The sequence below is a fragment of the Streptomyces sp. NPDC055189 genome, assembly GCF_053606765.1.
This window is the reverse complement of sequence record NZ_JBSGSG010000028.1, coordinates 48,758-72,059: the sequence shown is the minus strand read 5'-3', so window position 1 is coordinate 72,059 and position 23,302 is coordinate 48,758. Positions and strand designations below refer to the sequence as shown.

General features: G+C 70.7%; 18 protein-coding genes and 1 pseudogene. 11 read left to right on the top strand and 8 right to left on the bottom strand.

From position 1 onward, the window contains the following. Positions 1-2,265 (bottom strand): ATP-binding cassette domain-containing protein, encoded by a 2,265-nt coding sequence (locus ACWFR3_RS21395; RefSeq protein ID WP_453736176.1) that lies wholly within the window; start codon positions 2,263-2,265, stop codon positions 1-3. A 252-nt stretch (positions 2,266-2,517) separates the two neighbouring features. Between ACWFR3_RS21395 and ACWFR3_RS21390 the strand changes: the two genes are divergently transcribed. Next, entirely contained in the window at positions 2,518-3,663 is a 1,146-nt protein-coding gene (locus ACWFR3_RS21390; RefSeq protein WP_453736175.1) for a S1 family peptidase, read from the top strand. A 184-nt stretch (positions 3,664-3,847) separates the two neighbouring features. Continuing rightward, positions 3,848-4,828 carry a DUF3048 domain-containing protein gene (locus ACWFR3_RS21385; protein ID WP_453736174.1) on the top strand — a complete coding sequence of 327 codons (981 nt, stop codon included), beginning with the start codon at positions 3,848-3,850 and terminating at the stop codon, positions 4,826-4,828. A 94-nt stretch (positions 4,829-4,922) separates the two neighbouring features. Here the strand turns inward: ACWFR3_RS21385 and ACWFR3_RS21380 are convergent, their stop codons facing one another. Continuing rightward, on the bottom strand, positions 4,923-7,166 hold the full coding sequence (locus ACWFR3_RS21380; protein WP_453736173.1) for an MMPL family transporter: 2,244 nt from the start codon (positions 7,164-7,166) through the stop codon (positions 4,923-4,925). 368 nt (positions 7,167-7,534) lie between these two features. Between ACWFR3_RS21380 and ACWFR3_RS21375 the strand changes: the two genes are divergently transcribed. Further along, positions 7,535-8,629, top strand: a complete 1,095-nt coding sequence (locus ACWFR3_RS21375; RefSeq protein ID WP_453736172.1) for a hypothetical protein — start codon at positions 7,535-7,537, stop codon at positions 8,627-8,629. A 176-nt stretch (positions 8,630-8,805) separates the two neighbouring features. Further along, positions 8,806-9,834, top strand: a complete 1,029-nt coding sequence (locus ACWFR3_RS21370) for a tetratricopeptide repeat protein (RefSeq protein WP_453736171.1) — start codon at positions 8,806-8,808, stop codon at positions 9,832-9,834. 10 nt (positions 9,835-9,844) lie between these two features. Here the strand turns inward: ACWFR3_RS21370 and ACWFR3_RS21365 are convergent, their stop codons facing one another. The 3 genes from ACWFR3_RS21365 to ACWFR3_RS21355 all read right to left on the bottom strand — a co-directional run bounded on the left by ACWFR3_RS21365 (position 9,845) and on the right by ACWFR3_RS21355 (position 12,565). Continuing rightward, positions 9,845-10,237 (bottom strand): PPOX class F420-dependent oxidoreductase, encoded by a 393-nt coding sequence (locus ACWFR3_RS21365; protein WP_453736170.1) that lies wholly within the window; start codon positions 10,235-10,237, stop codon positions 9,845-9,847. 147 nt (positions 10,238-10,384) lie between these two features. Further along, positions 10,385-10,885, bottom strand: a complete 501-nt coding sequence (locus ACWFR3_RS21360; protein WP_453736169.1) for a hypothetical protein — start codon at positions 10,883-10,885, stop codon at positions 10,385-10,387. A gap of 216 nt (positions 10,886-11,101) precedes the next feature. Next, the gene (locus tag ACWFR3_RS21355; RefSeq protein WP_453736168.1) at positions 11,102-12,565 is read right to left on the bottom strand and encodes a helix-turn-helix domain-containing protein; all 1,464 of its coding nucleotides are present in this window, start codon (positions 12,563-12,565) and stop codon (positions 11,102-11,104) included. A 222-nt stretch (positions 12,566-12,787) separates the two neighbouring features. Between ACWFR3_RS21355 and ACWFR3_RS21350 the strand changes: the two genes are divergently transcribed. Both ACWFR3_RS21350 and ACWFR3_RS21345 read left to right on the top strand, forming a co-directional pair. Then, positions 12,788-14,140: a M64 family metallopeptidase gene (locus ACWFR3_RS21350; protein ID WP_453736167.1), complete on the top strand. Its 1,353-nt coding sequence runs from the start codon at positions 12,788-12,790 to the stop codon at positions 14,138-14,140. A 55-nt stretch (positions 14,141-14,195) separates the two neighbouring features. Continuing rightward, positions 14,196-14,687, top strand: coding sequence for a GNAT family N-acetyltransferase (locus tag ACWFR3_RS21345; RefSeq protein ID WP_453736166.1), 492 nt, complete (start codon positions 14,196-14,198; stop codon positions 14,685-14,687). Positions 14,688-14,766: 79 nt separating this feature from the next. On the opposite strand, the pseudogene ACWFR3_RS21340 reads toward ACWFR3_RS21345, so the two are convergent. Beyond that, positions 14,767-15,803, bottom strand: a pseudogene (locus ACWFR3_RS21340) (GlxA family transcriptional regulator). A 98-nt stretch (positions 15,804-15,901) separates the two neighbouring features. On the opposite strand from ACWFR3_RS21340, the gene ACWFR3_RS21335 reads away from it, so the two are divergent. Further along, positions 15,902-16,549, top strand: a complete 648-nt coding sequence (locus ACWFR3_RS21335) for an HD domain-containing protein (protein WP_453736165.1) — start codon at positions 15,902-15,904, stop codon at positions 16,547-16,549. Between the two features lie 76 nt (positions 16,550-16,625). Beyond that, a complete protein-coding gene (locus ACWFR3_RS21330; protein WP_453736164.1) occupies positions 16,626-17,360 on the top strand; it encodes a Clp protease N-terminal domain-containing protein in 735 nt (244 codons plus the stop codon). A gap of 28 nt (positions 17,361-17,388) precedes the next feature. On the opposite strand, the gene ACWFR3_RS21325 is transcribed toward ACWFR3_RS21330, so the two are convergent. Together ACWFR3_RS21325 and ACWFR3_RS21320 are read right to left on the bottom strand one after the other, a co-directional pair. Then, complete coding sequence (locus tag ACWFR3_RS21325) at positions 17,389-18,513, bottom strand: isopenicillin N synthase family dioxygenase (RefSeq protein WP_453736163.1); 1,125 nt, start codon at positions 18,511-18,513, stop codon at positions 17,389-17,391. Positions 18,514-18,563: 50 nt separating this feature from the next. Further along, positions 18,564-19,454, bottom strand: a complete 891-nt coding sequence (locus ACWFR3_RS21320) for a (2Fe-2S)-binding protein (RefSeq protein ID WP_453736204.1) — start codon at positions 19,452-19,454, stop codon at positions 18,564-18,566. Between the two features lie 501 nt (positions 19,455-19,955). Between ACWFR3_RS21320 and ACWFR3_RS21315 the strand changes: the two genes are divergently transcribed. From ACWFR3_RS21315 to ACWFR3_RS21305, 3 genes are read left to right on the top strand one after another with little or no spacing between them, the layout of a single operon-like run. After that, complete coding sequence (locus ACWFR3_RS21315; RefSeq protein WP_453736162.1) at positions 19,956-21,161, top strand: ATP-grasp domain-containing protein; 1,206 nt, start codon at positions 19,956-19,958, stop codon at positions 21,159-21,161. Next, positions 21,158-23,071 (top strand): IucA/IucC family protein, encoded by a 1,914-nt coding sequence (locus ACWFR3_RS21310; protein WP_453736161.1) that lies wholly within the window; start codon positions 21,158-21,160, stop codon positions 23,069-23,071. Before ACWFR3_RS21315 ends, ACWFR3_RS21310 begins: the two co-directional genes overlap by 4 nt. Further along, on the top strand, positions 23,068-23,280 hold the full coding sequence (locus ACWFR3_RS21305; protein WP_453736160.1) for a hypothetical protein: 213 nt from the start codon (positions 23,068-23,070) through the stop codon (positions 23,278-23,280). The genes ACWFR3_RS21310 and ACWFR3_RS21305 overlap by 4 nt, the downstream gene beginning before the upstream one ends. Positions 23,281-23,302: the final 22 nt, after the last annotated feature.

Here is a 23,302-nt window from a genome sequence, read left to right as displayed (position 1 = left end):
TCAGCTAGCGACGTACTCCCGCAGATGCTGCGCCGTCACGGTCCGCGCCTCGGCCACCAGGGTCGCGGGCGTGCCGGTGAACACCACCTGACCGCCGTCGTGGCCGCCGCCTGGCCCCAGGTCGATGATCCAGTCGGCGTGCGCCATCACCGCTTGGTGGTGCTCGATGACGACCACCGAGTTGCCGTCGTCCACGAGCCGGTCCAGGAGCGCGAGCAGCTTGTCCACGTCGGCCAGGTGCAGTCCGGTCGTCGGTTCGTCCAGGACGTACGTCGACGACTTCTCGGCCATGTGGATGGCGAGCTTGAGGCGCTGGCGTTCACCGCCGGAGAGGGTGTTGAGGGGCTGGCCGAGCCGCAGATAGCCGAGCCCGACGTCGCTGAGGCGGCCGAGGACGGCGTGCGCCTGGCCGGAGGGGAAGAAGTCGAGCGCCTCGGCGACCGGCATGCCGAGTACCTCGCTGATGTTCTTGCCGCGCAGCCGGTAGGTCAGGACCTCGGCGGTGAACCGCTCGCCCTCGCACGCCTCGCAGACGGACGCGACCCCGGGCATCATCGCCAGGTCGGTGTAGATGAGCCCGATGCCATTGCACTTGGGGCAGGCGCCCTCGGAGTTCGCGCTGAACAGCGCCGCCTTGACGCCGTTGGCCTTGGCGAACGCGGTGCGGATGGGGCCGAGCAGCCCGGTGTAGGTCGCCGGGTTCGAGCGGCGCGAGCCGCGGATCGGCGACTGGTCGGCCACCACCACGCCCTCCTGTCCGGAGAGGTAGCCGTGGATCAGCGAGCTCTTGCCGGAGCCCGCGACCCCGGTGACCACGGCGAGCACCCCGAGCGGGATGTCGACCTCGACGTCCTTGAGGTTGTGCCGGTCTGCGCCCTTGATGGACAGCTGTCCCTTGGGCACGCGCACCTGCTCGCGCAGCCCGGCCCGGTGCTCCAGGTGCCGCCCGGTCAGCGTGCCCGACGCGCGCAGCCCCGCCACGTCGCCGGTGAAGCAGATCTCGCCGCCCGCCGTGCCGGCCCCGGGCCCGAGGTCCACCACGTGGTCGGCGATCGCGATCACCTCGGGCTTGTGCTCCACGACGAGCACCGTGTTGCCCTTGTCGCGCAGCCGCAGCAGCAGGTCGTTCATGCGGCGGATGTCGTGCGGGTGCAGGCCGATGGTCGGCTCGTCGAAGACGTACGTCACGTCGGTGATGCTGGAGCCGAGATGGCGGACCATCTTCACGCGCTGCGCCTCGCCGCCGGAGAGGGAGCCCGATGTCCGGTCCAGGCTCAGATAGCCGAGCCCGATCTCGACAAGGGATTCGAGCAGTTCGTGCAGGCTCGTGATCAGCGGGGCGACGCCGGGGTCGTCGAGTCCGCGTACGAACGCGGCGAGATCGCTGATCTGCATCGACGAGCAGTCGGCGATGTTCAGGCCGTCGATCCTCGACGACAGCGCGGCCGCGGTCAGGCGCGTGCCCTCGCAGAGCGGGCACCGGGTGAAGACCACGGCCCGGTCGACGAAAGTCTTGATGTGGGACTGAAGGGATTCGCGGTCCTTGGCGAGCCAGGTTCGCTGCATCTTGGCTATCAGGCCCTCGTACGTGAAGCCGTTCGAGCCCACCTTCACCTTGGTCGGGGCCTTGTGCAGGAGGTCGGCCCACTCCTGCTCGGTGTAGTCCTTCAGCTTCTTGTCCGGGTCGTGGAAGCCGGAGTTGACCATGATCTGCCAGCTCCAGGAGTCCACCGCGTAGTACGGCACGGCGATGGCGCCCTCGTTCAGCGAGAGCTCGCGGTCCACGAGCCGGTCGACGTCGACCGTGGATGCCTCGCCGGTGCCCTCGCACCGGGGGCACATGCCTTCGGGCAGGTTGAAGCTGAAGGCGCCCGACGTGCCGATGTCCGGCACCCCGAGGCGGCTGAAGATGATCCTGAGCATGGTGTACGCGTCGGTGGCGGTACCCACCGTGGAGCGCGAGTTGGCGCCCATCCGCTCCTGGTCGACGACGATCGCCGCGCTGAGGTTGCGCAGGCCGTCCACGTCGGGGCGGCCCTGGCTCGGCATGAACGACTGGATGAACGCGGTGTACGTCTCGTTGATGAGCCGCTGCGACTCGGCGGCGATGGTGCCGAAGACGAGCGAGGACTTCCCCGAGCCCGAGACTCCGGTGAAGACGGTGAGCCGCCGCTTGGGGATGTCGAGCGAGACGTTGCGCAAGTTGTTCTCGCGGGCGCCTCGCACCTGAATCACGTTGTGGCTGTCGGCGGGTGTGACCGTCACTGATGCTCCTTGGCCTGAACCGGGCGGAAGGAAAAGAGTACACCGTACCCAGTTCTGCGCGTACACCGTACCCAGTATCGGCCCGCCGTCAATTTTCCGACACCAATTGCCTCCCGTTGGCGCTTAGTTGGTATGGACATGACCGGCGGGCCGCTCTTATGCTCCGCCTGAACTCACAGTGAGAGCGCTCTCATCACCCTGTTCCTCCCTGTTCCTCCCCACCCCCGATGGAACGACAGAAAGGGCACTGCCATGAGACGCAGAACCGGAGCCCGCATCGCCTTCTCCTCCCTGCTCCTGGTCGGCACCTGGGCAAGCGCCTCCCTCACCTCCACCGCGGGCGCCGCCCCCGCCCCCACCCCCGCACCGGCCTCCGCGGGCATGCTCACCGCCATGCAAAACGACTTCGGACTCACCGAAGGCCAGGCGCGCGAGCGCCTCGCCTCCGAGAAGACCGCGATACGCGTCGACCGCGCGGCGCAGAAGACCGCCGGATCGACGTACGCCGGCTCCTGGTACAGCGCGAAGACCGGCAAGCTGACCGTCGCCACCACCAGCGCGCACAAGACCAAGGCCCTGCGCGCGACCGGCGCCACCGTCCGCGTGGTCCGCCACAGCGAGAAGGAACTGAACGCGGCCAAGGCACGTATCGACGACCTGTCCGCGCCCAAGGGCGTCAGCAGTTGGCACGTGGCGCCGCGCGACAACAAGGTCGTGGTGAACGTCGTCGCCGGTCAGCGGAACGACAACGATGTCCGACGCTTCGTCGACCGCGCCCGCAAGGCGGGTCCCGTCCAGGTCGAGACGGTCGCCGAGGCGCCGAGCACCTTCGCCGCGGGGACCGTGGGCGGAGACCCCTACTACACCGGCAACGTCCGCTGTTCCATCGGCTTCTCGGTGCACGGAGGGTTCGTCACCGCGGGCCACTGCGGGCAGACGGGCGCCTCGGTGCGCGGCTGGGACAACTCGGCCATCGGCAACTTCCAGGGCTCCTCGTTCCCCGGCAACGACTACGCCTGGGTCAACGTGGGCAGCGGCTGGTGGACCGTCCCGGTGGTCCTCGGCTGGGGCACCGTCTCCGACCAGCTCGTGCGCGGCTCGAACGAAGCACCCATCGGCGCCTCGATCTGCCGCTCCGGCTCCACCACGCACTGGCACTGCGGCAACGTGCTCGCCAAGAACGAGACCGTGAACTACAGCCAGGGCGCCGTCCACCAGATGACCAAGACCAGCGTGTGCGCCGAAGGCGGCGACTCCGGCGGCTCGTTCATCAGCGGCGACCAGGCCCAGGGCGTCACCTCCGGCGGCTGGGGCAACTGCAGCGGCGGCGGCGAGACCTGGTACCAGCCGATCAACGAGATCCTGAACCGCTACGGCCTGACCCTGCACACCGCCTGACGGCGAGGGCGTGCGCGCCGGGCCCGCGGGAGGGTCCGGCGCGTACGCCGCTGCGGTGAGTCCTGGCGGCTGGATGGCCCTAAAGCGGGTTCACCGCCCGCGCCCCGGAGGAAGGACTGCGGCTGCCACTGCCAGGAACGACTGGTCCCGGAACCGCGCGTTCGGGGATGAACGGAGAACCGCGATGACAGCAAGGTCAGCCGGGACCCGGCGCCGCACCCGCATCGGCACCAGGCTCCTGGCCACGATCGCCGTGGGCGCGCTCACCATGGGAGCCGCGCACGAGAGCGCACCGGCGGACGCCGCACCGCCCGGCGACCGGTCACCCTTCACCGGCCGTGCGGCGCAGAAGGGCCCGGTGCTCGCGGTGAAGTTCGACAACGCGCCCGGGGCACGCCCGCACACCGGTCTCGCGCAGGCGGACATCGTCTACGTGGAGAAGGTCGAGGGCGGCATGAGCCGCCTGATGGGGGTGTACTCCAGCCGCCTCCCCGAGGCCGTCGGCCCGGTGCGCAGCGCACGTGAGTCGGACATCGAGCTGCTGCGCCAGTTCGGGCGCCCGGCCCTCGCCTACTCGGGGGTGCGCAGCTCGCTCAACAAGGTGCTCAAGGAAGCACCCCTGTACGCACGGCCGTTCGGCAGCTTCTCCGGGGCCTACTTCCGCAGCGGCAGCCGTCCCGCCCCGCACAATCTCTTCGTCCGTCCCGAGTCCGCGCTGCGCACGGCGCCCAAGGCCAGCCACCCCGGCGACATCGGCTTCCGCTTCGGGGCTGCCCCGGCCGGCGGCACCCCCACCGCGACGCGGACCGTGCGCTACTCCGGGGCCAGCCACACCTTCCGCTGGTCGTCCGGTGAGCGCCGCTGGCTCGCGTCCTTCGACGGGGCCCCGGCCCGCAGCTCCTCGGGTGCGCAGCTCGGCGCGCGGACGGTCGTGATCCAGCACGTGGACATGCCGCCGTCGCGCTACAAGGACGTCAACGGCGCGGCGACCCCGTACATCAAGACGGTCGGCAGCGGCCGGGCGACCGTGCTGCGGGGCGGCAAGGCGTACAAGACCCGCTGGAAGCGTTCGAGTGCCGAGAGCGGCACGACCTTCACGCTCGCCGACGGCCGGCCGATGCCCTTCGCGCCCGGCCAGGTGTGGATGGTCTTCGCGGACCGCTGAGCCGCACCGGCAAGGAGCCCCCACAGGCGTCAGCCCGGTGACCGTGATCGGTCACCGGGCTGACGGTGTTCATGCCTGACGGAAGGTCAGGGGCTCAGCCGCGTACGGTCTCCAGCTCCCGGTCATGGTCCTGACCGTCCTGGTCGTCCTGGCGTGCCGTCGGGAAGTCGCCGAGCTGCTTGTGCAGCTTCTCGCCCTCCACGTCGACGTTCGGCAGCGCGCGGTCCAGCCACTTCGGCAGCCACCACGCCTTCTTGCCGAGCAGGGCGAGCACGGCCGGGACGATCGCCATGCGGACGACGAAGGCGTCGAAGAGGACGGCGATGGCCAGGCCGAAGCCCATCATCTTGATCATGTCGTCGTTCTCCATGATGAAGCCTGAGAAGACGCTGATCATGATGACCGCCGCGGCGGCGACGACCCGTCCGCCGTGCGTGAAGCCGGTGACGACGGACTCGCCGGGGCGTGCCCCGTGGACGTAGGCCTCACGCATGCGGGTCACGAGGAAGACCTCGTAGTCCATGGCGAGACCGAAGACCACGCCGATCATGAAGATCGGCATCATGCTCATGATCGGGCCCGGCTGGTCCACGCCGACGATGTCGGCGAGCCAGCCCCACTGGAAGACCGCGACGACGGCGCCGAGCGCGGCGGCCACCGACAGGAGGAAGCCGAGCGCCGCCTTGAGCGGTACGAGGATGGAGCGGAAGACCAGCATCAGGAGCAGGAAGGCCAGGCCGACGACGAGTCCCAGGTAGGGAAGCAGCGCGTCGTCCAGGGTCTGCGAGAAGTCGATGGTCATGGCGGTCGCGCCGGTGACCAGGACTTCGGAGTTCGTCTTGTCCCCGAGCCCGTCGACCGTGGAGCGGATCTCCTTGACCACTTCCTCGGTCTTGTGGTCGCTGGGACCGGTCTTCGGTACGACGTTGACGGTCGCGGTGTCGTCGGACTTGTTGCCGTGCGCCGGTGCGACGGCGGCGACGCCGTCGATCTTGGCGATCTCCTTGCCGACCGTGCCGGCCGCCGCGGCCGCACCCTTGTCGGCGCCCGTGTCGACGGTGACCATCAGCGGGCCGTTGAAGCCGGCGCCGAAGGACTCGGACAGCATGTCGTACGCCTTGCGCTGCGTGGTGTCCGGTGCCGACGTGCCCTCGTCGGGCAGGCCGAGCTCCAGGCTGGTGGCCGGTACAGCGACCACACCGAGGCCCACCACGGCGAGCAGCAGGACCGGGACCGGGCGGCGCAGCACGAAGCGTGCCCAGCGGGTGCCCAGCTTCGGCTTGGCGTTCGGGTCGTGCAGTGCGCCGGCCGGCTTCTTGCGGTCCTTGCGGCGCAGCACCTTCTTGCCCGCGAAGCCGAGCAGCGCGGGGATCATGGTGAGGGCGATGAGCACGGCGACGGCGACCGTGCCGGCCGCGGCCAGGCCCATCTTGGTGAGGATCGGGATGTTGACGATCGCCAGCCCGGAGAGCGCGACGATGACGGTGAGTCCGGCGAACACCACGGCGGAGCCGGCGGTGCCGGTGGCCCGGCCCGCGGCCTCCTCCGGTTCCCGGCCGTCGGCGATCTCCGCCCGGTAGCGGGAGACGATGAACAGCGCGTAGTCGATGCCGACGGCGAGGCCGATCATCATCGCGAGCGTCGAGGTCGTGGCGGAGAGGTCGAGGAGGCTGCCGAGGGCCGCGATGCCCGAGACGCCGATGCCCACGCCGATGATGGCGGTCAGGAGCGGCATGCCCGCGGCGATCATCGACCCGAAGGTGATGATCAGGACGACCGCGGAGACCGCGATGCCGATGAGTTCGGCGGAGCCGCCCATCTCCTGCTCGGCCATGACGGCGTCGCCGCCGGTCTCGACGGTGTAGCCCGCCTTGCGGGTGTCGTCCGTGGCCTTGGTCAGCGCGTCACGCGACTTGTCGGTCAGCTCGGTGGCGGCGACCTTGTACGTGACGGACGCATACGCGGTGGTGCCGTCCTTGCTGACGGCGTCGGCCTTGAAGGGGTCGGCGACCCCGGAGACCTGCGGCCCTGCGCCCAGGGTCTTGACCAGCTTCTCGACGTCGGCCTTGGGGCCGGACTCGGTCAGCTTGTCGCCCTCGGGGGCGCGGATGACGACCCGGGCCGTTGCCCCCTCGGCGCTGGCCGCCGGGAACTTCTCGTCGAGGAGGTCGAAGGCCTTCTGGGACTCCGTGCCCGGCATGGAGAAGGAGTCTTCGGGCGGTGCGGGCGCGGCCGACGCGGAGAAGCCGACGCCGGCCAGCAGCACCACCCACATCAGTGCCACATAGCGGCGTCGCCGGAAGGCGAGGCGGCCCAGTTTGTAGAGGAACGTAGCCACGGCGAAGGGGCTCCCGTCGGTTTCGGCAGGCAGGGTGACACCCCCCGCGGCACGATCAGCGCACGTCAGGGCGGTCAGCAGATTTCATTTCAATAGTCCAGGGGTCGACCGCCCCGGAAGTCAGACTCAGAGCCGGACTCTTGGCCCACGGGCGCTGTAGTGCCGTGCACGCAGGGTCATCCTCGGGGAGGAGATGTGGTCAGGATGTGTAGACCCCACATCGCGCCCTTGATCACCGGAGGCTTTGGCTCCGTACCGTGGGGCACCTGTTCACCGCAGAACAACTCGCCCTCATAACGCCTCAATAGGAGCGATAAGGTGTCGAGTCAGCTCTCAGATACTTGTCATCACCATCCAGGAGAACCTTCGTGACTCTTGCCACCGCGCCGTCCGAAACCACCGACTCCTCCGGCGACACCACGGCGGACGCGCCCTCCTCGCAGGTCACCCCGGACAGCGTGCCCGAGTCGGTGGCCCGCGACGCCCGCGAGTTCGGTGCCTACGCCCGCACCGGCGGCTGGACCTTCGCCTTGATGGTCGCGCGCAGTGTGCGCCCCGGCGGACAGGGGGCCGACGAGACGCCGAAGGTCTCGGCGAAGGAGTTCAGCGAGCTGGCCGGCTGCTCGGCCGACCGCGTCATGCGCTACTACAAGGCGTGGGACAAGGCCGCCGACGACGGCCTCGTGCCCCACTTCGAGGCCCTGACGCCGGGCGAGGACATCGAGCTGCCCGACTCGGACGTCTGGCTGACGTACTACGCGTCGCGCTCCAGCGCCCTCACCCCGCGGGGTAACGCGATCACGGAGGCCGCCGAGGCCGAGGGCATCCGCCCGACCAAGGCCCTGGAGGTCGCCGAGAACCCCACCGCGCTGCGGGCCGCGATCCTCGCCGACCCCGGCACCGCCGAGGCGGCGCGGCGCGCGCTGATGGACCGGCTCGACGAGGACCCGGCGCTGCGCACCGAGCTCGTGCGCGACATCGTCAGGACCGACGACCTCAAGAAGGCGGTCGCGGCCGAGGCCAAGGCGGGCGACCGCGTCGACTACGTACGCCAGATCGTCGACAAGGGGCAGGTCAAGACGCCCGCGGGCCAACTCATCGACGCGCCCGCCGAGCTGAAGGAGGAGGCCGAGCGCCACCTGTCCCTCATCGACGAGCTCGACGAGGGCGAGGACTCCGGCGAGTGGGCCCGCGAGGCGTACGACACCGTGAAGGACCTGGTCGCCCAGACCGTCCAGAGCGACCCGCAGCTGCGGGTGCAGGAGCGGCGCGCGAAGTTCTACAGCAGCCTGCAGAAGGCGACGAAGGTCTTCGAGGAGCTGACCTTCGACGACGCCGACGACACGGACTTCTACGAGGACGACATGGTGCGGCGCCTGGAGGATCTGCAGCAGTCGATCGCCGCGTGCATCACGGCGCTGCAGGCGGCGACCGCGGGCTCCCCTTCCCCGGAAGGCAGCTGACAGTCGCCCGGCTCCCTCCCCGTACATCCCGATGATGACCATGGACTCGTCCGTAGCCCTTGAGTCGTACGGCATGACCCATATGCGGAGGGATTCGCCGCACCCCTCCCCGCTCGTAACTTCTTGATCAACGTACGGAGACCGGCGTACGGAGTTGATCGAGAGGTCATGGATCTATGCACGGCAAGGCATTCGCGCCCGAATATCAAGGCGAGTTGGGTTCGGCGCTCGGGGTGAACTCCTCCTACGAGGAGGTGCTCACGGCGGCGGGCCGCGCCCTCTCCGAGGCGGACACCGCGCTGGAGAGGGCGCGGGCGGCGCTCGCGCTGGCCGAGGCCAACCGGCGGCTCGGCCAGGTGGACGACGCGGGCACCGCCTGGCGGCAGAGCTATCGCAGCGCACGTCTCGCGGGGGAGGCGGGCGCCATGGCCTGGGCGCTGTGGAGCGGCGGTACGCTCGCCCGCCAGTGCGGGCAGCTGCGGCTCGCCAGGCGGCTGCTGAACTGGGGAGTCGAGCTGGCCGCCGGGAGCGGGGAACGGCTCGCGCACGGCTACGCGCTCGCCGGGCTCGCCGAGACCGGACGCATCCAGGGGGACTACGCGGCGGTGGCCGCCCTCCACGAGCAGCTGCTCGAACAGGGCCGCAAGCACGGTGAGGCGCGGCACATGGTGTGGGCGATGTCCGGCATCGCCCAGATGCGGCGCAACACCGGCGACTACACCGAAGCGCTAGAGCTGTTCGAGGAGTGCGTCCGGATCGCGACCGACGCACAGGACGCGCGGGGGCGCGCCTGGTCGCTGCGCGGAGTCGCCGACGTCCTCTCGCTGCGGGGCGAGGTGGATCAGGCACTCGCGCTGCTCTCGGAGGCGGAGGTCATCTGCCGCGCCATGGACCTGGCGAGCGCGCTCGCCTACAACCACAAGATGCGCGGCAACGTCCTTTACCGGGACGGGCGTTACGAGGCGGCGCGCGAGATGTACGCCATCGCCCTGGAAGAATTCAGCGCCATGCGGGAGCCGCGCGGCGAGGCCCTGTCCCGCCTTGGCCTGGCCAAATCGCGCGCTCGCCTCGGTCGCACCCGCAGCGAAACACTGGCCGAACTCGCCGAGCTGGAAAGGGACTTCACGCGCATCGGACTGCAGGGCGCACGGGATGGGGTCATCGCCTTCCGGAACGAGATGACCGCCGAGCCGAGCCTGACGTGACGCGGGAGGGTCACCCGGCCGCCGTCGGTGTGATGCGGATGCCCACCGTTCCGCTGGTGCCGCGCCGGAGCTTGCTGCCGAACAGGGTGAGGCGGCCGACCACGCCGTACTTGCGGGCGATGAGGGTGCGATAGCGCGCCGTCGTCTCCGGGTCGCAGATCTCGGCGGTGGCGGGGATCTGCTCGCCGGTCGGGTTGCCCCGCAGGTCGCAGGGGCCGATCAGGACGTCGGCGCGGTTGCGGATCCGCTTGACCTTCCAGGAGTCCGCCGCCGTCCAGACGCCGAGCGCCGCGCCGTCCTCGACGAACCAGACGGGGCTTGGCACCGGGGTGCCGCTCTTGCGGTAGCTGGTGACCAGCAGATATTTTCCGGCGCCGAGCTCGGCTTGCGCTGCCTCGTCCACCTGACTGCTCCAGACGTCGTACTGATGCGTGCTGACTCGAATTCGATCAGCCTACGTCGCGGATGCCACTGGTGACGGAAACAGACGCGCCTCCGGGGCCCGGAAGGATCCGGGCCCGGAGGCATGGGTCGTGCGAGGGCGCGAGGGTCAGGCGCCCCACGTGCCCTGGTTCACGGCGCAGTTCCAGCCGGTGCCGTGGACCTTGAACTTCACCTTGTAGGACCTGGTGCTCAGCAGGCGCGACTCGACCCGGACCCCGAGGCTGGCCTTGCCCGCCAGGCTCTTGTCGTAGACGGAGACGGTCTTCGAGGTCTTGTGCGTGACCTTGCCGCCCTTTGCCTTCGCCGTGCCGAAGCGGACGTTCTTGACGTTGCTGACGGTGAAGGTGACCTTCTTGAACGTCTTGGTGCTCTTGTTCTTGAGGCCGAAGTAGAGGCCGTCACCCGTCACCCAGCCACCCGAGCCGACATTGAAGCGGGACGTGTAGACGATGTCGATCGGGCAACCGGCGCTCTGCGCCGAAGCGGCCGACGCCTTGGGCGCCTTCGGTGCGTCCGCGGCGGACGCGGCTCCGGCCAGGCCGAGCTGGCCGACGGTGAGCGCCCCTGCCGTGGCCAGTACCGCGGTGGTCATACGTGCGTGCTTCATCAGGCTGCTGCCTTTCCCCCTGCGGCCCTCCCGGGCCAACTTTCGAAATAACGCGATGCGTTCACACAAGACGGTCCTCGTCCCTGTGCCGCCCGTATTTTTAGCAGGCGGAGGGACATGAGAGGACATCAGTTGCGTGAGCACACAGCACCGTGACAAAAGCCGGACAATCACTCAGTCGAACGGAATTAGGACTTCCATACACGGCCTCGTGACTCACATCGGCGGTGGCACGGGCGCGGGTCCCAGCGTGGTCGTGCCCGGCGTGGTCCGGTGGGCGAGACCGGTGCGGTAGGCGTCCAGGGCGGCCTCCGTACGGCCCGTACGCCGGAGCAGATCGCCGAGGAGGCAGCACAGACCGGCCACGTCCCCGGCGGCGCCCGCGCGTTCGAGCAGCGGCAGTCCGGCGCGGTAGTGCTCCTCGGCTGCCTTCGTGTCACCGCACTCCTCCGCGATGAGGCCGAGCAGGCGGTGCGCGGCGCCCACATGTACCGCACCGCGTCCGGCCCGCAGAGCCGGGGCCTCCGCGGGTGCGGCAATTCCGGCGGGTGCGACGGGTCCGGGGGGTGCGGCGGGTCCGCTTGCCTCGCCGGTTGAGCCGGTCTCCGTGCCGCCGGCCAGCAGCGGCCTCAGCAGCGCCTCGGCTTCCCCGGCCCTTCCGCGCCGGCGCAGCACATCGGCGAGTTCCACCTCGACCTGCGCGGCGAAGAGCGCGGCCCGCTTGGCGGTGAGCATGTCGTGCGCGGTGCGCAGTTCGTTCTCGGCGCGTTCCAGGTCGCCGTCCTGCGCGTGCACATAGCCGCGCATCCAGTGGCAGTGGGCGAGTTCGGTGCGGATGTGCAGCTGCTGGTAGAGGTCTTGGGCCCTGGCCAGCGACGCGTCGGCCTCGGCGATACGCCCCTGGGCGATGAGCGTGCGGGCCACCCCGCGGTGCATTCCGGCGAGCAGCGCCGGATCGTCCACGCGGGGCGCGAGCGCGAGGGCCAGTTCGGCTGCGTGCGCGGCGCGCTCGGGTGCGCCCATGTCCATGTACGGGGCGATGGACGCCGAGTACAGCAGGAGCAGCGCGTCGGGGTCGTGCAGGCCCGAGGCGTTGAGCTGGTCGAGGGCGGTCTCCAACAGGTGGCAGGCATAGCGGAGTTCACCCGTCAGGCGGTGGGCGTTGGCGCGGCCGCGGATGGCGGGGACACGGCGGGGCAGCGGCTCGTCGGCGAGCAGCCGCTCCACCGAGGCGAAGCACTCGTGCGCCTCGTCCAGGTCGCCGGACTCCAGGAGGCATTCGCCGAGCCCGAGCAGCGCGGCGGCCTCCTCCCCCGGCAGCGCGTGCTCGACGGCTTCGGCGCACAGGGCGCGGAAGAGAGCGGCGGCGTCCTCGGGATCACCCGTGGCCAGGGCGCGCCGCGCGTCGGTCAGGCGCAGACGCAGCTCGGCGGCCAGACGTGCGGGGCGCCCCGTCGCGAGCTCCCCGGGGGTGACGCCCAGGCGTTCGGCCAGGTGCCGGAGGGCGGCCTCCGAGGGCCGCACCTTGCCCGACTCCAGCGTGGAGACGTACGCGGGCGTATACGCGGGTTCGGCCAACTGCCGCTGTGTGAGCCCGAGTTCCGTGCGCAGCCGCAGGACGCGCCGCCCGACCGCCGCGGGCTCGTCGAGCCGCCCGGCCCCAGATCCGCTCTCCGTCATCTCTTCCTCTCCAGATCCGAGCCAGGCCCAACCGGGCGCCAGCCAAGCCAACTTGGCAGCAAGTGGCGCGAACCCACCTTTCCCTGAATCACCTTGTGTCTCGGGCATTGCCTGGCTTCCCCGCAACCCCTACATTGAACCGCGCCTTAACCTCCCTTAACCCCCCACTTATGTCGCGGACTTGCCGACCCCGAGCCCGCGCAGAATCCCGGGAGTTCTTCCATGCGCAGACACGCATCCCGCATATCCCGCATATCCCGCAAGCGTCTCACCGTGGCCATCGGCGTCGCCCTGGCCGGCGCGCTCGCCGCGACCGCGCCGGTGGCCGCGGACCAGGTCCGGGACGGCCACGCCCCGGTCGCACCGAACGCCAAGAGCGACGGCTCAGCCGACCACGTCGAGGTCGAGTACTTCACCGGCCCCGGCAGCCACCCCCGCCGCACGGAGATCCCCGCCTCATCCCCGCTCACCAGGAAGGAGCGGTCCACGATCAAGAACGACGGCGACGTCCTGCCGATCGTGGAGGCCGGAGCGAGCGACACCAAGGTCGACGTCGTCTTCATCGGCGACGGGTACACCGCGGCCCAGCAGGAGGACTTCCACGCCGACGTACGCACCAAGTGGAAGGAGATGGCCGCCGTCCAGCCGTACGCCGAGTACGAGGATCTCTTCAACGTCTGGGCCGTCGACGCGCACTCGCAGCAGTCCGGCGTCTCGGGCGACCCGACGAGCGACGTCCGCAAGAACACCGCGCTGAACTCGGCGTTCTTCTGCGACGGCATCGAGCGGCTGCTGTGCGTCGACACCAACAAGGTCGAGGCGTACGCAAGCAAGGCCGCCGACCCCGATCTGGTCATCGTGCTCGGCAACTCCACCAAGTACGGCGGCGCGGGCTACAACGCCATCAGCTCCCCGTCCGGGTACGACGGCATAGGCACCGCCTCATCCGACCACCCCGACTCCGACCAGGTCGCCGTCCACGAGACCGGCCACTCCTTCGGCAAGCTCGCCGACGAGTACTGGTACGACGAGAGCACCTACTCCGGCCCCGAGCCCGGCGAGTCCAACCTCACCAAGCTCAGCGCCGCCGAGATGGCCGCACAGAAGACGAAGTGGTATCGCTGGCTCGGCCAGGATTCACCCGACGGCGGCAAGATCGGCGCGTACGAGGGCGGCGGCTATCACGGGCACGGCCTCAACCGCCCCACCGAGGACTCGATCATGCGCACGCTGGGGCGCGAGTTCAATCTGCCCGGACGCGAGGCGATGATCGCGGGCTTCCATCAGCACGCGCCCGTCCTCACCGGTGTCACACCCGCCGACCGGAAGGTGAGCGGAACCGAGCGGATGCGCGTGGAGGCGTCTTCCCACGCGCGGGTGCGCTGGTACGTCGACGGCCGCGAGGTACGCCGGGCGCGGGACGCGAGCAGCGTGACCCCCGCCTCGCTCGGTGTGCCCGCCGACGGCCGCGCGCACACCGTCACGGCACGTGCCACCGACCCGAGCAAGGCGGTCCGCGACCCGGAGCTGCGAAAGCTCCTGTCCGGCTCGCTCAGCTGGCAGGTCACGCGCTGACGTACCGAAGGACCCACCCCGTACCGCCCGGCGGTGACCAGGGGATACTTCGGCGATGACCACGCATGTGAAGCAGTCGCGGCAGGCCGCGGCGCCCCTCCCCGGATCCGGATGGGCGCTGCGGGCCGCGGAGCCCGCCGATCTGGAGACCATCGTCGAACTGCGGGCGATCGTGATGCGCCCGGACCTGGAGCGGCTCGGCCGGTTCGACGAGCACCGGGTGCGCCAGAGACTGCGGGACGCCTACATACCCCGGCACACATGGGTCATCGTCGTCGACGACGCCTTCGCGGGCTGTGTCGCCCTGCGGCCGGCGGAGGACGGGCAGTGGCTCGAGCACTTCTTCCTCGATCCCGCCCTCCAGGGCCGGGGCCTCGGCTCGGCCGTGCTGCGTGAACTCCTCGACCGGACCGACGCCGAGGGTGCCCTCGTCCGCCTGAACGTGCTCCAGGGCAGCGCGGCCAGGCGCCTCTACGCGCGCCACGGTTTCACCGTCGAGAGCGAAGACCCCGTCGACGTCTTCATGGTGCGCCGACCGGGAGATTGACCCACAGGTCCCGCGGTGCGGTAAGCCGAGCGCACGCACGGCGCCGCGCACCACCGCGTTCCGGCGGACGCCTGACGGCTCACGCACCCGCCCGAGTCGTACGGAAGCGCGCGGCGTACGCGGACGGCGTCGTCCCCAGGTGGCGGGCGAAGGCCCTGCGCAGTGTCTCGTCGCTGCCCAGGCCGCTGCGCCCGGCCGCGTCGGTGACGCTCGCGCCGCTTTCGAGGAGCATGCGGGCGGCTTCGAGCCTGAGGGACTCCACGTACGCGGCCGGGGTGGTGCCGAGCTGCCGCGTGAAGAGCCGGGTCAGATGCCGGGGACTCACGGCGGCCCGGCCCGCGAGGACCGCGAGGCGGTGGTCGGCCGCCGGGTCGGCGGCGATGGCGTCCAGGAGCGGGCGCAGCACCGGATGACTGGTCGCCGGGGTGCGTGAGGCGCGGAGAACTGGGACTGCCCGCCGGGCCGCTGCAGGAAGACCACGAGGTCGCGGGCGACCCGCCGGGCGGTGTCGGGGCCGTGGTCCTGCTCCACGAGAGCCAGGCAGACGTCGATACCGGCGGTGACCCCGGCCGAGGTCAGGACGGTTCCGTCCTGGACGTGGATGGCGTCGGGCGTCACGGTGATGTCGGGGTACAGCCGGGCCAGCCTCGCCGCGTGCTCCCAGTGCGTCGTCGCCCGGCGCCCGCGCAGCAGGCCCGCCGCGGCGAGGGCGAACGCGCCGGTGCACACGGAGGCCACCCGCCCCGCCCCGCTCGCCAGTTCGGCCACGAGCTCGACGAGGTCGGGCCGTTCGGCGAACGTGACGAGCTCGGCGTGGCCGGGAACGACGAGCGTGTCGGCGGCGCCCGCATCGGCCGCCGGCAGATCGGCCGCGATCCGCAGCCCGGTGGAGGTCCTGACGTCCCGCCCGTCGGGGGTGCAGACCCGCACGGTGTAACCGCCTCCTGTGTAGCGGGCCGCGGTGTCGAAGACCTCCAGGGGAGCCGCGACGTCGAGCAGGCGCACGCCGTCGAAGGCGAGGACGCAGACGTGGTGGGGGCGGGGGCCGTCCGGCTTCTTTGGCACGGGACCACGGTAGCGGCAGGGCGTGTCCAGATGTGTGGGGTAGCTGTCCATAGGGACATGGCCGGCGGACCCGTACGTCGAGCAGGCTTGATCCAGCAGCAGCCAGGGCCCCGCATCCCGCCCTCCTCCTCCACGACAGGAGTCACGCCATGACCGTCCACGCCTCTTCCGCCGCCGGAGTGTCCGTGCCGGACACCGAGCTGGCCGCGGCGGCCACCGAACTGGTGCGGGACACGACGAGCGAGCTGATCTACCACCACTCCCGCCGCGTCTTCTGGTTCGGCAGCCTGCAGGGCGGCCGGCGAGGGCTGAGCTTCGATCCCGAGTTGCTCTACATCGGCGCGATGTTCCACGACCTGGGCCTGGGCGAGCGATTCCATGACAGCGGCCGCCGCTTCGAGGTGGACAGCGCCGAGGAGGCCCGCGGCTTCCTCCACGCGCACGGTGTGCCGGAGGACAGCGTGCGCCGGGTGTGGACCGCCATCGCCCTGCATACGACCCCCGGCATCCCCGAGTTCATGGAGCCGGAGGTCGCCCTGGTCACCGCCGGGGTGGAGTACGACGTACTCGGCATCGGCTACGACGACCTGACCGCCGGGCAGCGCGCGGAGATCACCGCGCTGCACCCCCGCCCCGACTTCAAGCGGCGGATCCTGGAGGCATTCACCGAGGGCATCGCCCCCAAGCCGGAGACCACCTTCGGGAACGTGAAGGCCGATGTCCTGGAGCACTTCGTCCCCGGCTTCACGCGCGGCGACTTCGTCGAGGTGATCCGGAAGTCCCCGTGGACGGAGTAGGCGCCGGAGCCGCACCGGAAATCCGGTTGTCAACCCGGGGTTGACGCCCTCTCGGCTGTCAACCTACGGTTGACACATGACGCAGCCCACACACCCCATCCGCCTTGACGACCTGATCCAGGCCATCAAGAAGGCCCACCCCGAAGAAGCACTCGACCAGCTCTCCGACGCCGTGATCGCCGCCGATCACCTCGGCGATGTCGCCGACCATCTGATCGGCCACTTCGTGGACCAGGCGCGCCGCTCGGGCGCCTCGTGGACCGAGATCGGCAAGAGCATGGGCGTCACCCGGCAGGCGGCCCAGAAGCGGTTCGTGCCCAAGGACCCGGGCGAGGTCTCGGATCTCGACCCCCGCCAGGGCTTCAGCCGGTACACCGACCGGGCGAAGAACGTGGTCATGGCCTCGCAGGAGGAGGCCCGCGCGGCGGGCAACGACGAGATCGGCCCCGGCCATCTGACGCTCGCCCTGCTGACCGAACCGGACGCACTCGCCGCGAAGGCGCTGGTCGCGCAGGGCAGTTCGCTCGACGCGATCCGCGAGAGCGTCACCGCGACACTGCCGCCCGCGGTCGGCGAGGTGCCCGACCTCATCCCGTACGACGCCGGGGGGAAGAAGGTCCTGGAGCTCACCTTCCGCGAGGCACTGCGGCTCGGTCACAACTACATCGGCACCGAACACATCCTGCTCTCGCTCCTGGAGGCGGAGGGCGGCACGGGCACGCTCTCCGGGCTCGGGATCGACAAGGCGGCCGTCGAGGCGAACATCCTCGAAGCCCTGGAAGTCATCCGCGCCTCCCTCGACCAGGGGTGACGCAACCGGAACCGGCCGCGGGGCCGCCCTACCGGGTCTCGTGCCCCGCGGCGCGCTCCGTCGCCGCACGCACCCGCGCCGCCTCCCGGACGGCCGCCGCGTTCGCCTTGCCCTGCCGGGATCCCGCCAGCTTGGCCTTGATGTGGTCGCGTACGAGGATCGGTTCGTAGGCCAGTTCGTCGTCGGCATCGAGGTGGCTCGGCAGCGTGGCGATGACCGCGTCGACGTTGCCGTCGTGGAAATAGGCGGCGGAGCGGCGCCGGACGATGGAGCCGTCGACGATCGGCGGCTTGACGCGGTGCAGGGTGGACATCCAGCGGTCGTTGGTCAGCCGGGCGGTGAGGTCACCGAGATTGACCAGGAGCGCACCGTCGACGGGGGAGACATCGTGCCAGGCCCTGTCGGTGCCGAGCACCTGCAGCCCGGCCACCTGATCCGCCCACAGCACGGTGACCAGACCGAAATCGGTGTGCTCCCCCATCCCCGTCGGATCGCCGTCGGGACTGACGGAGCCCTCCGGCAGGGCGTAGTTGTTCATGCGCAGTACGTCGATGGAGTGATCGGTCAGCGGCTCGAAGAAGCCGGGAGGCTCCCCCAGGGCATCCGCGAAGATCCGGGTCAGGGTGCGTGCCACACGCCCTGCCTCGGCGAAGTAGCCGAGTACCGCCGGTTGGAAGCCCTCGACGCGCGCGGGCCAGACGTTGAGGCCGTAGTCGTCCTCGGACAGGCCGAGTCCGGGGAACGAGCGGGCTTCGGTGCCGATGTTGAACGCTTCGAAGAAGTCGTTCATGCTTCCGGCGGACTCCACGCCCAGGCTCAGGCTCAGGGATTCACTCCGGGGCGGGCTGTAGCCGCGGTTCGCCCCGGTCACCCGGTAGTCCTTCTTCGTCTCCAGGGGCAGGCCGAAGAACCCGTCCACCGCGGCGGCCAGACCCCGCACCGTCTCGTCGGGAATCCCGTGGCCGAGGATCTGGACGAAGCCGACGCGGGCGCAGGCATCGTCCATCTCGCGTGCCACGCGGGCGCGTTCGGCCTCCGGGCCGCCCTGGACGTACGACGTGATGTCGATGACGGGCACCTCGAAGGGCACGGGCGGAACGGCCGACACAGGCGGCCCGGCCGGCACAGGTGGCTCGGTCGTGGACGGGGACATGGGCGTCTCCTGACGTGAGCAAGGGCTACGCCAGAGTGCCTATCACGGATTCACCGAGCGGTTTTTGACGCCGCATCGACCACCGCGATGTCCGTCTCCATCCGCCGCAGCCGCTCCTCGTCGCAGACGCGCGGGCAGGTGCCGCACGCATCGGCGGCGGGGATCGTGTAGTAGAGGCAGCACCCGAGGCGGGTGCGGGTCGGGTGCCGTTCACCGTCACGGGTCGTCAGACGACGGAAGGCCGCGCCGCCGGGGAAGGGCGCGACGGGGCCCGGAAGCAGGGCGTCCACGGCCCGCAGCGCCTCGTCCTCCTGGCCCAGCATGCGCCCCAGGTACCAGATCCCGGAGACGAGATCGTCCCCGGCCATGCCCCACAACACCCTGCGCGCCCGCCGCGCTTGGGGCCCGATCGCCGTGAGCAGCGGCCGCATGTGCGCGACGACCGCGGCGCGCAGTTCGACGCGCAGCGACTCCTCGTCGGGGAAGACCCGCGTTCCGGGCAGTCCTGCCGCCGGGTCGTCCGGGAAGCAGGCGAAGGAACCGGGGACGATCTCGAAGGCGCCGGTCTCCAGGTGGACGCGTACGTCCTGCGGGCGGATGCGCGGCACGCGCCGCTCCAGGTACCAGGCACCGCTCATCAGCAGGCAGACCGACCAGAGGTAGCCGTGCAGGGCGCGGGACGCGGCGACGTCCGGGCGCGGGGTGTGGTCGTGACCGGCGCGGATGCGGGTGGCCTCCGCCTCGACGAAGGCATCGAGGGCAGGTTGATGTGCCGTCAGTTCGGCGCCGGAAAGCCACCCTTGTCCGGCACTCGAACCGGGTTGCGCCACCGTGACGTCGAGCGTCTCGCAGTGCGTGGTGAGACGCCGGTAGGTCGTGGCGAGCAGGGCGGCTGGGCTCAGGGCGGTGGCGGTCGGCGCCAGGTCCGGGGCCACGGTCAGCGGCACGCGTAACTCCTTGGAAGGCAGGTCCACAGATCGTTCACCGGCGGACCCGTCCGCGGTGAACTAGGTAAGGCTTACCTTATTTCTCTTCAATTTACCGCATCGGCAGCGGCGTGCCGCCCGCCGCGCCGTGGCGAGTGACCCCGCCCTCACGGCGAGTTGACATCGTTAGGCATACCTAACCTAAACTCTCACCCCGTGTCCAAGATCGCTCGGGCCGTCCCGCCAGACAGCCTCTTCACGCGGCGGACCCCTCTCTGTGCCCTGCATCTGACGCGGCCCGTCGAACGCGTCCGACCCCGACAGGACCCGGCAGAAGGACGCCACGTCCAGCCGCGGAGCACGTCCCCCCTGACGTGGCCAGGGCGACGGACGCCGAACCGCCTGCGCGGCGGGCGCCCCTCTTCGGGCCTGCTCCGGGCGAGTCCCTCCTGAGGCCCGCCCCTTCCTTGCCTCTCCACACATCCACCTCCGCTCGCACCCGGAAGTGAACGCGCCATGCGGCTGTACGTCCTTGCCCGCAACCCCACCGACTCGGTCACCGAAGGCTTTCTGCCCGCCGCGGGCAGGCTCGGCCTCGACGTCACCCTCCTCACCGATCAGCCCGACGCCCACCGGCGCGCCCCCGCCCCGGAGAACCTGAGCGGCCCGGAGATCCTTGAGTGCGACGTGCGCGATTTCCGCGCCGTCATCAGCCGGATCTCCGCACATCACTCCCCCGGCGCCGTCTTCACCAACAGCGACCACCTGCAGACCCAGGCCGCGCTGGCCGCCGAGTACTTCGGACTGCCCGGCAAGGACTGGCGGACAGCGCTGCGCACCAAGGACAAGGCGCAGATGCGGCGTCATCTCGCGGCGGCGGGCGCCGACGCGGTCTGGTCCGCGGAACTCCCCGAAGGCCAGGACCCGGCCGCGCTGACCGCGCTCGACGTGCCGTTCCCGTGCGTGGTCAAACCGCGCGAGGGCGTGGCGAGCGAGGACGTCGTGCTGGTCGAGGGGCCGGGGCAGTTGGAGCGGCGGTGCGCGGAGATACAGGCACGGCGGCCGGGAGCGGCGCTGGTCGTCGAGGAGTATCTCGCCGGGGAGTTGTGCACCCTGGAGACGCTCGGCGACGGCCGCGTCCGGCATGTCCTGGGCGGTTTCCGTACGGAGCTTTCGCCGCCGCCGTACTTCATCGAGGAGCGGATGACGTTCGTACCGGCGCACCCGGAAGCGGTGACGGCCCAGGTGCTTGCACAATTGAACGTACTGGGGGTGGGGTTCGGCGCCTGTCACACGGAGTTCGTGGTGGCGGAGGGACGAGCACGGCTCATCGAGGTCAACTACCGCGCCATCGGCGACCAGTGCGACCTGCTCCTGGCCCAGCTCCTGGACATACCGCTCTTCGAGCACATCCTGCGTACGCATATGGGCCGGCCGCTCCCCGCAGAACTGGGCGCACGCTCCGACGGCCGGGCACGGCTCGACTATCCGTGCGCGAAGAGCGCCGGAACACTGACGGCCGCACCGCCCGCTTCCGAAAAGACAGTGGACGGGGTGCGGCTGACGTATCGTCCGCTGCGAGCGGTCGGCGAGCGGCACGACCTGCACGGGACCAACCGCGACTTCCTCGGCGTGGTCCGCGCCACCGGCACCGAACAGGGCGCGGTGGACCGGGCCGTGGCGGACTTCGTCGCCGGGCATCACTGGGAGATCACGCCGTGACAGGCCGCACGGGCAAGGCCGCGCCTTCCCCGGCGGTCGGCGTCGAGGGCGAACTCTTGTTACGTGTGCTCGGTGCGCTCCTGCGCGAGGACGTGGTGGGGTGGCGCACCCGGAGCAGCACGGTGCGGCAGACGGACGGCTTGTGGCTGAGGCTGCCGGGGTGGGGGGCGGACGCGGATTCGCTGCGGGATTCTTCGGCAGCCGGGTACGTGGCACGGCCCGGCGCCCCCGCGCGCTCGCCCCGGAACGCCCTGCTCATGCCCGTCCGCGCGGACGGCTACCAGGGGACGTACGCCGCCAGGCTTCCCCTTCTCCGTCAGGAGCCGGACGGAGCCGAACTCACCGACGCGGGCGGCATCATGTCCGCCCTGCGTGACCTGGCCGACCCCGTCGACCGCGGCGGGTTCGACGCCTTCGCCGCGGAGTGCGGGGAGGCGCTCGACGCCATGCGGCTGCACGCCGGGACGAGGAGCGAGACGGACGCCCTGCTCACCCGGCGTTACGGCGGCGATCCCGCCGCCTGGACCGGCCTCACGGGCGGGCTCGCCCACGACACGCTCGCGGCGCGCGCGGATCATCCCGTGTATCCGACCTCGCGCGGCCGCTCCGGGCTCTCCATGGCGCAACTGCGCGCGTACGCACCCGAGTTCCATCCCGCCTTCGCGCTGCGGCAGCTCGCCCTGCCCCGCGAGGCCGTCACCGTCGGCGGCAGCGGGGGAGGCAGCGACAGCAGCGGAGACAGCGGCAGTCACGCCTGGCTGTCCCCCGCCGCAGCCGGCGTTCCCGAGTTCGAGGACAGCCATCTTCTGCTCCCCGTACACCCGCTGACCGCGGACGAGCCCCTGCGGGACGCGCTACGGGAAGCGGGGCTCGACGGGCGGGCCCGCCTCGTCGAGGGGCCCGGCCCCGATGTCGTACCGACCCTGTCGATGCGTACCGTCGCCCTCGCTTCCCGCCCCACGGAGCACCTCAAGCTGCCCCTGGCCACCGCCACCCTGGGCCTGCGCAATCGCCGTACGATCAAGCCGGGCACCCTCGTCGACGGCGCCGCGGGCCAGCGCCTCGTCGAAGCCGTCATCGCCCGCGAGGCCCGGTTCGCGGGGGTCGTCCTGCACGCGGACGAGACCCGTTTCGCCCACGCAGGGCATGAACTCCTCGCCGTGCTCCTGCGCCGCTACCCGGCCGGACTCGACGGCTCCGCGGTCGTACCGATGGCCGCCCTGCTGTGCCCGGCACCCGGCAGCGATCGCCTGGTGATCGACCACCTCGCCGAACGCTTCTACGGCGGCGATCCCCTGGCCCTCCTGGACGCCACGCTCGCGCTCCTCTTCGACTGGCAGACCACGCTCTTCGCCCACGGGATCGCCCTGGAGTCGCACCAGCAGAACATCTCGCTCGTCCTTGACAGGCCCGCGGACGAGGGCGCGGACGGAGGCGCCAACAGCCGGACCCGGCTGCGGCTGCTGTTCAAGGACAACGACGGGCCGCGCATCAATCTCGCCCGACTGCGCGATGTCATGGGCCAACAGGCCCTGGATCGAGCAGAGTTCGATGATGCGAGGATCTTCGTCGACGGCGACCGGCCCGTGCTCGATCTCTTCATCACCATCACTCTCCACCTCTGCGCGGGCTCTTACGCCTTCGGACTCGCCCGGCACGGCCGCGCCCCACTGGAGCGGCTGCTCGGGCTCGTGCGCGACCGGCTCTCCGAGGCCGTCGAGCGGCTCGGCGCGGGCCCCGGCGAGCCGGGCGCACTGCTGCGGGCGCACGTCCTGGACGCGGCGGAGCTGCCGGTCAAAGCGATGGTCACCGCGGGCACCCTGCTCTCCAAGGAGCGCTCCGGGGCCGCCGACATCAACAAGCACTACACGACGGGCCCCAACTACCTGCGGAGGGCGGGGGCTTCATGACGGCCGCCGCATCAGCCTTCGTGTCGTCCTTCGCCGCGCTCGGCCTGCCGCCGTATCTCGCCGAGACCCTGCACCAGGCCGTCGAGCGCCGCCCCATACCGGGGAACGCCGCCGGGTCCGGACCGGTCGCGCCCGCCCCGCCGTCCCCGGCCACCCTCATTCTTCCCGCCCTGTTCCGCCGCTCGCCCCGCATCCGCTGGAGCCGTTGATGTCCCTGCCGACCGGCACGTT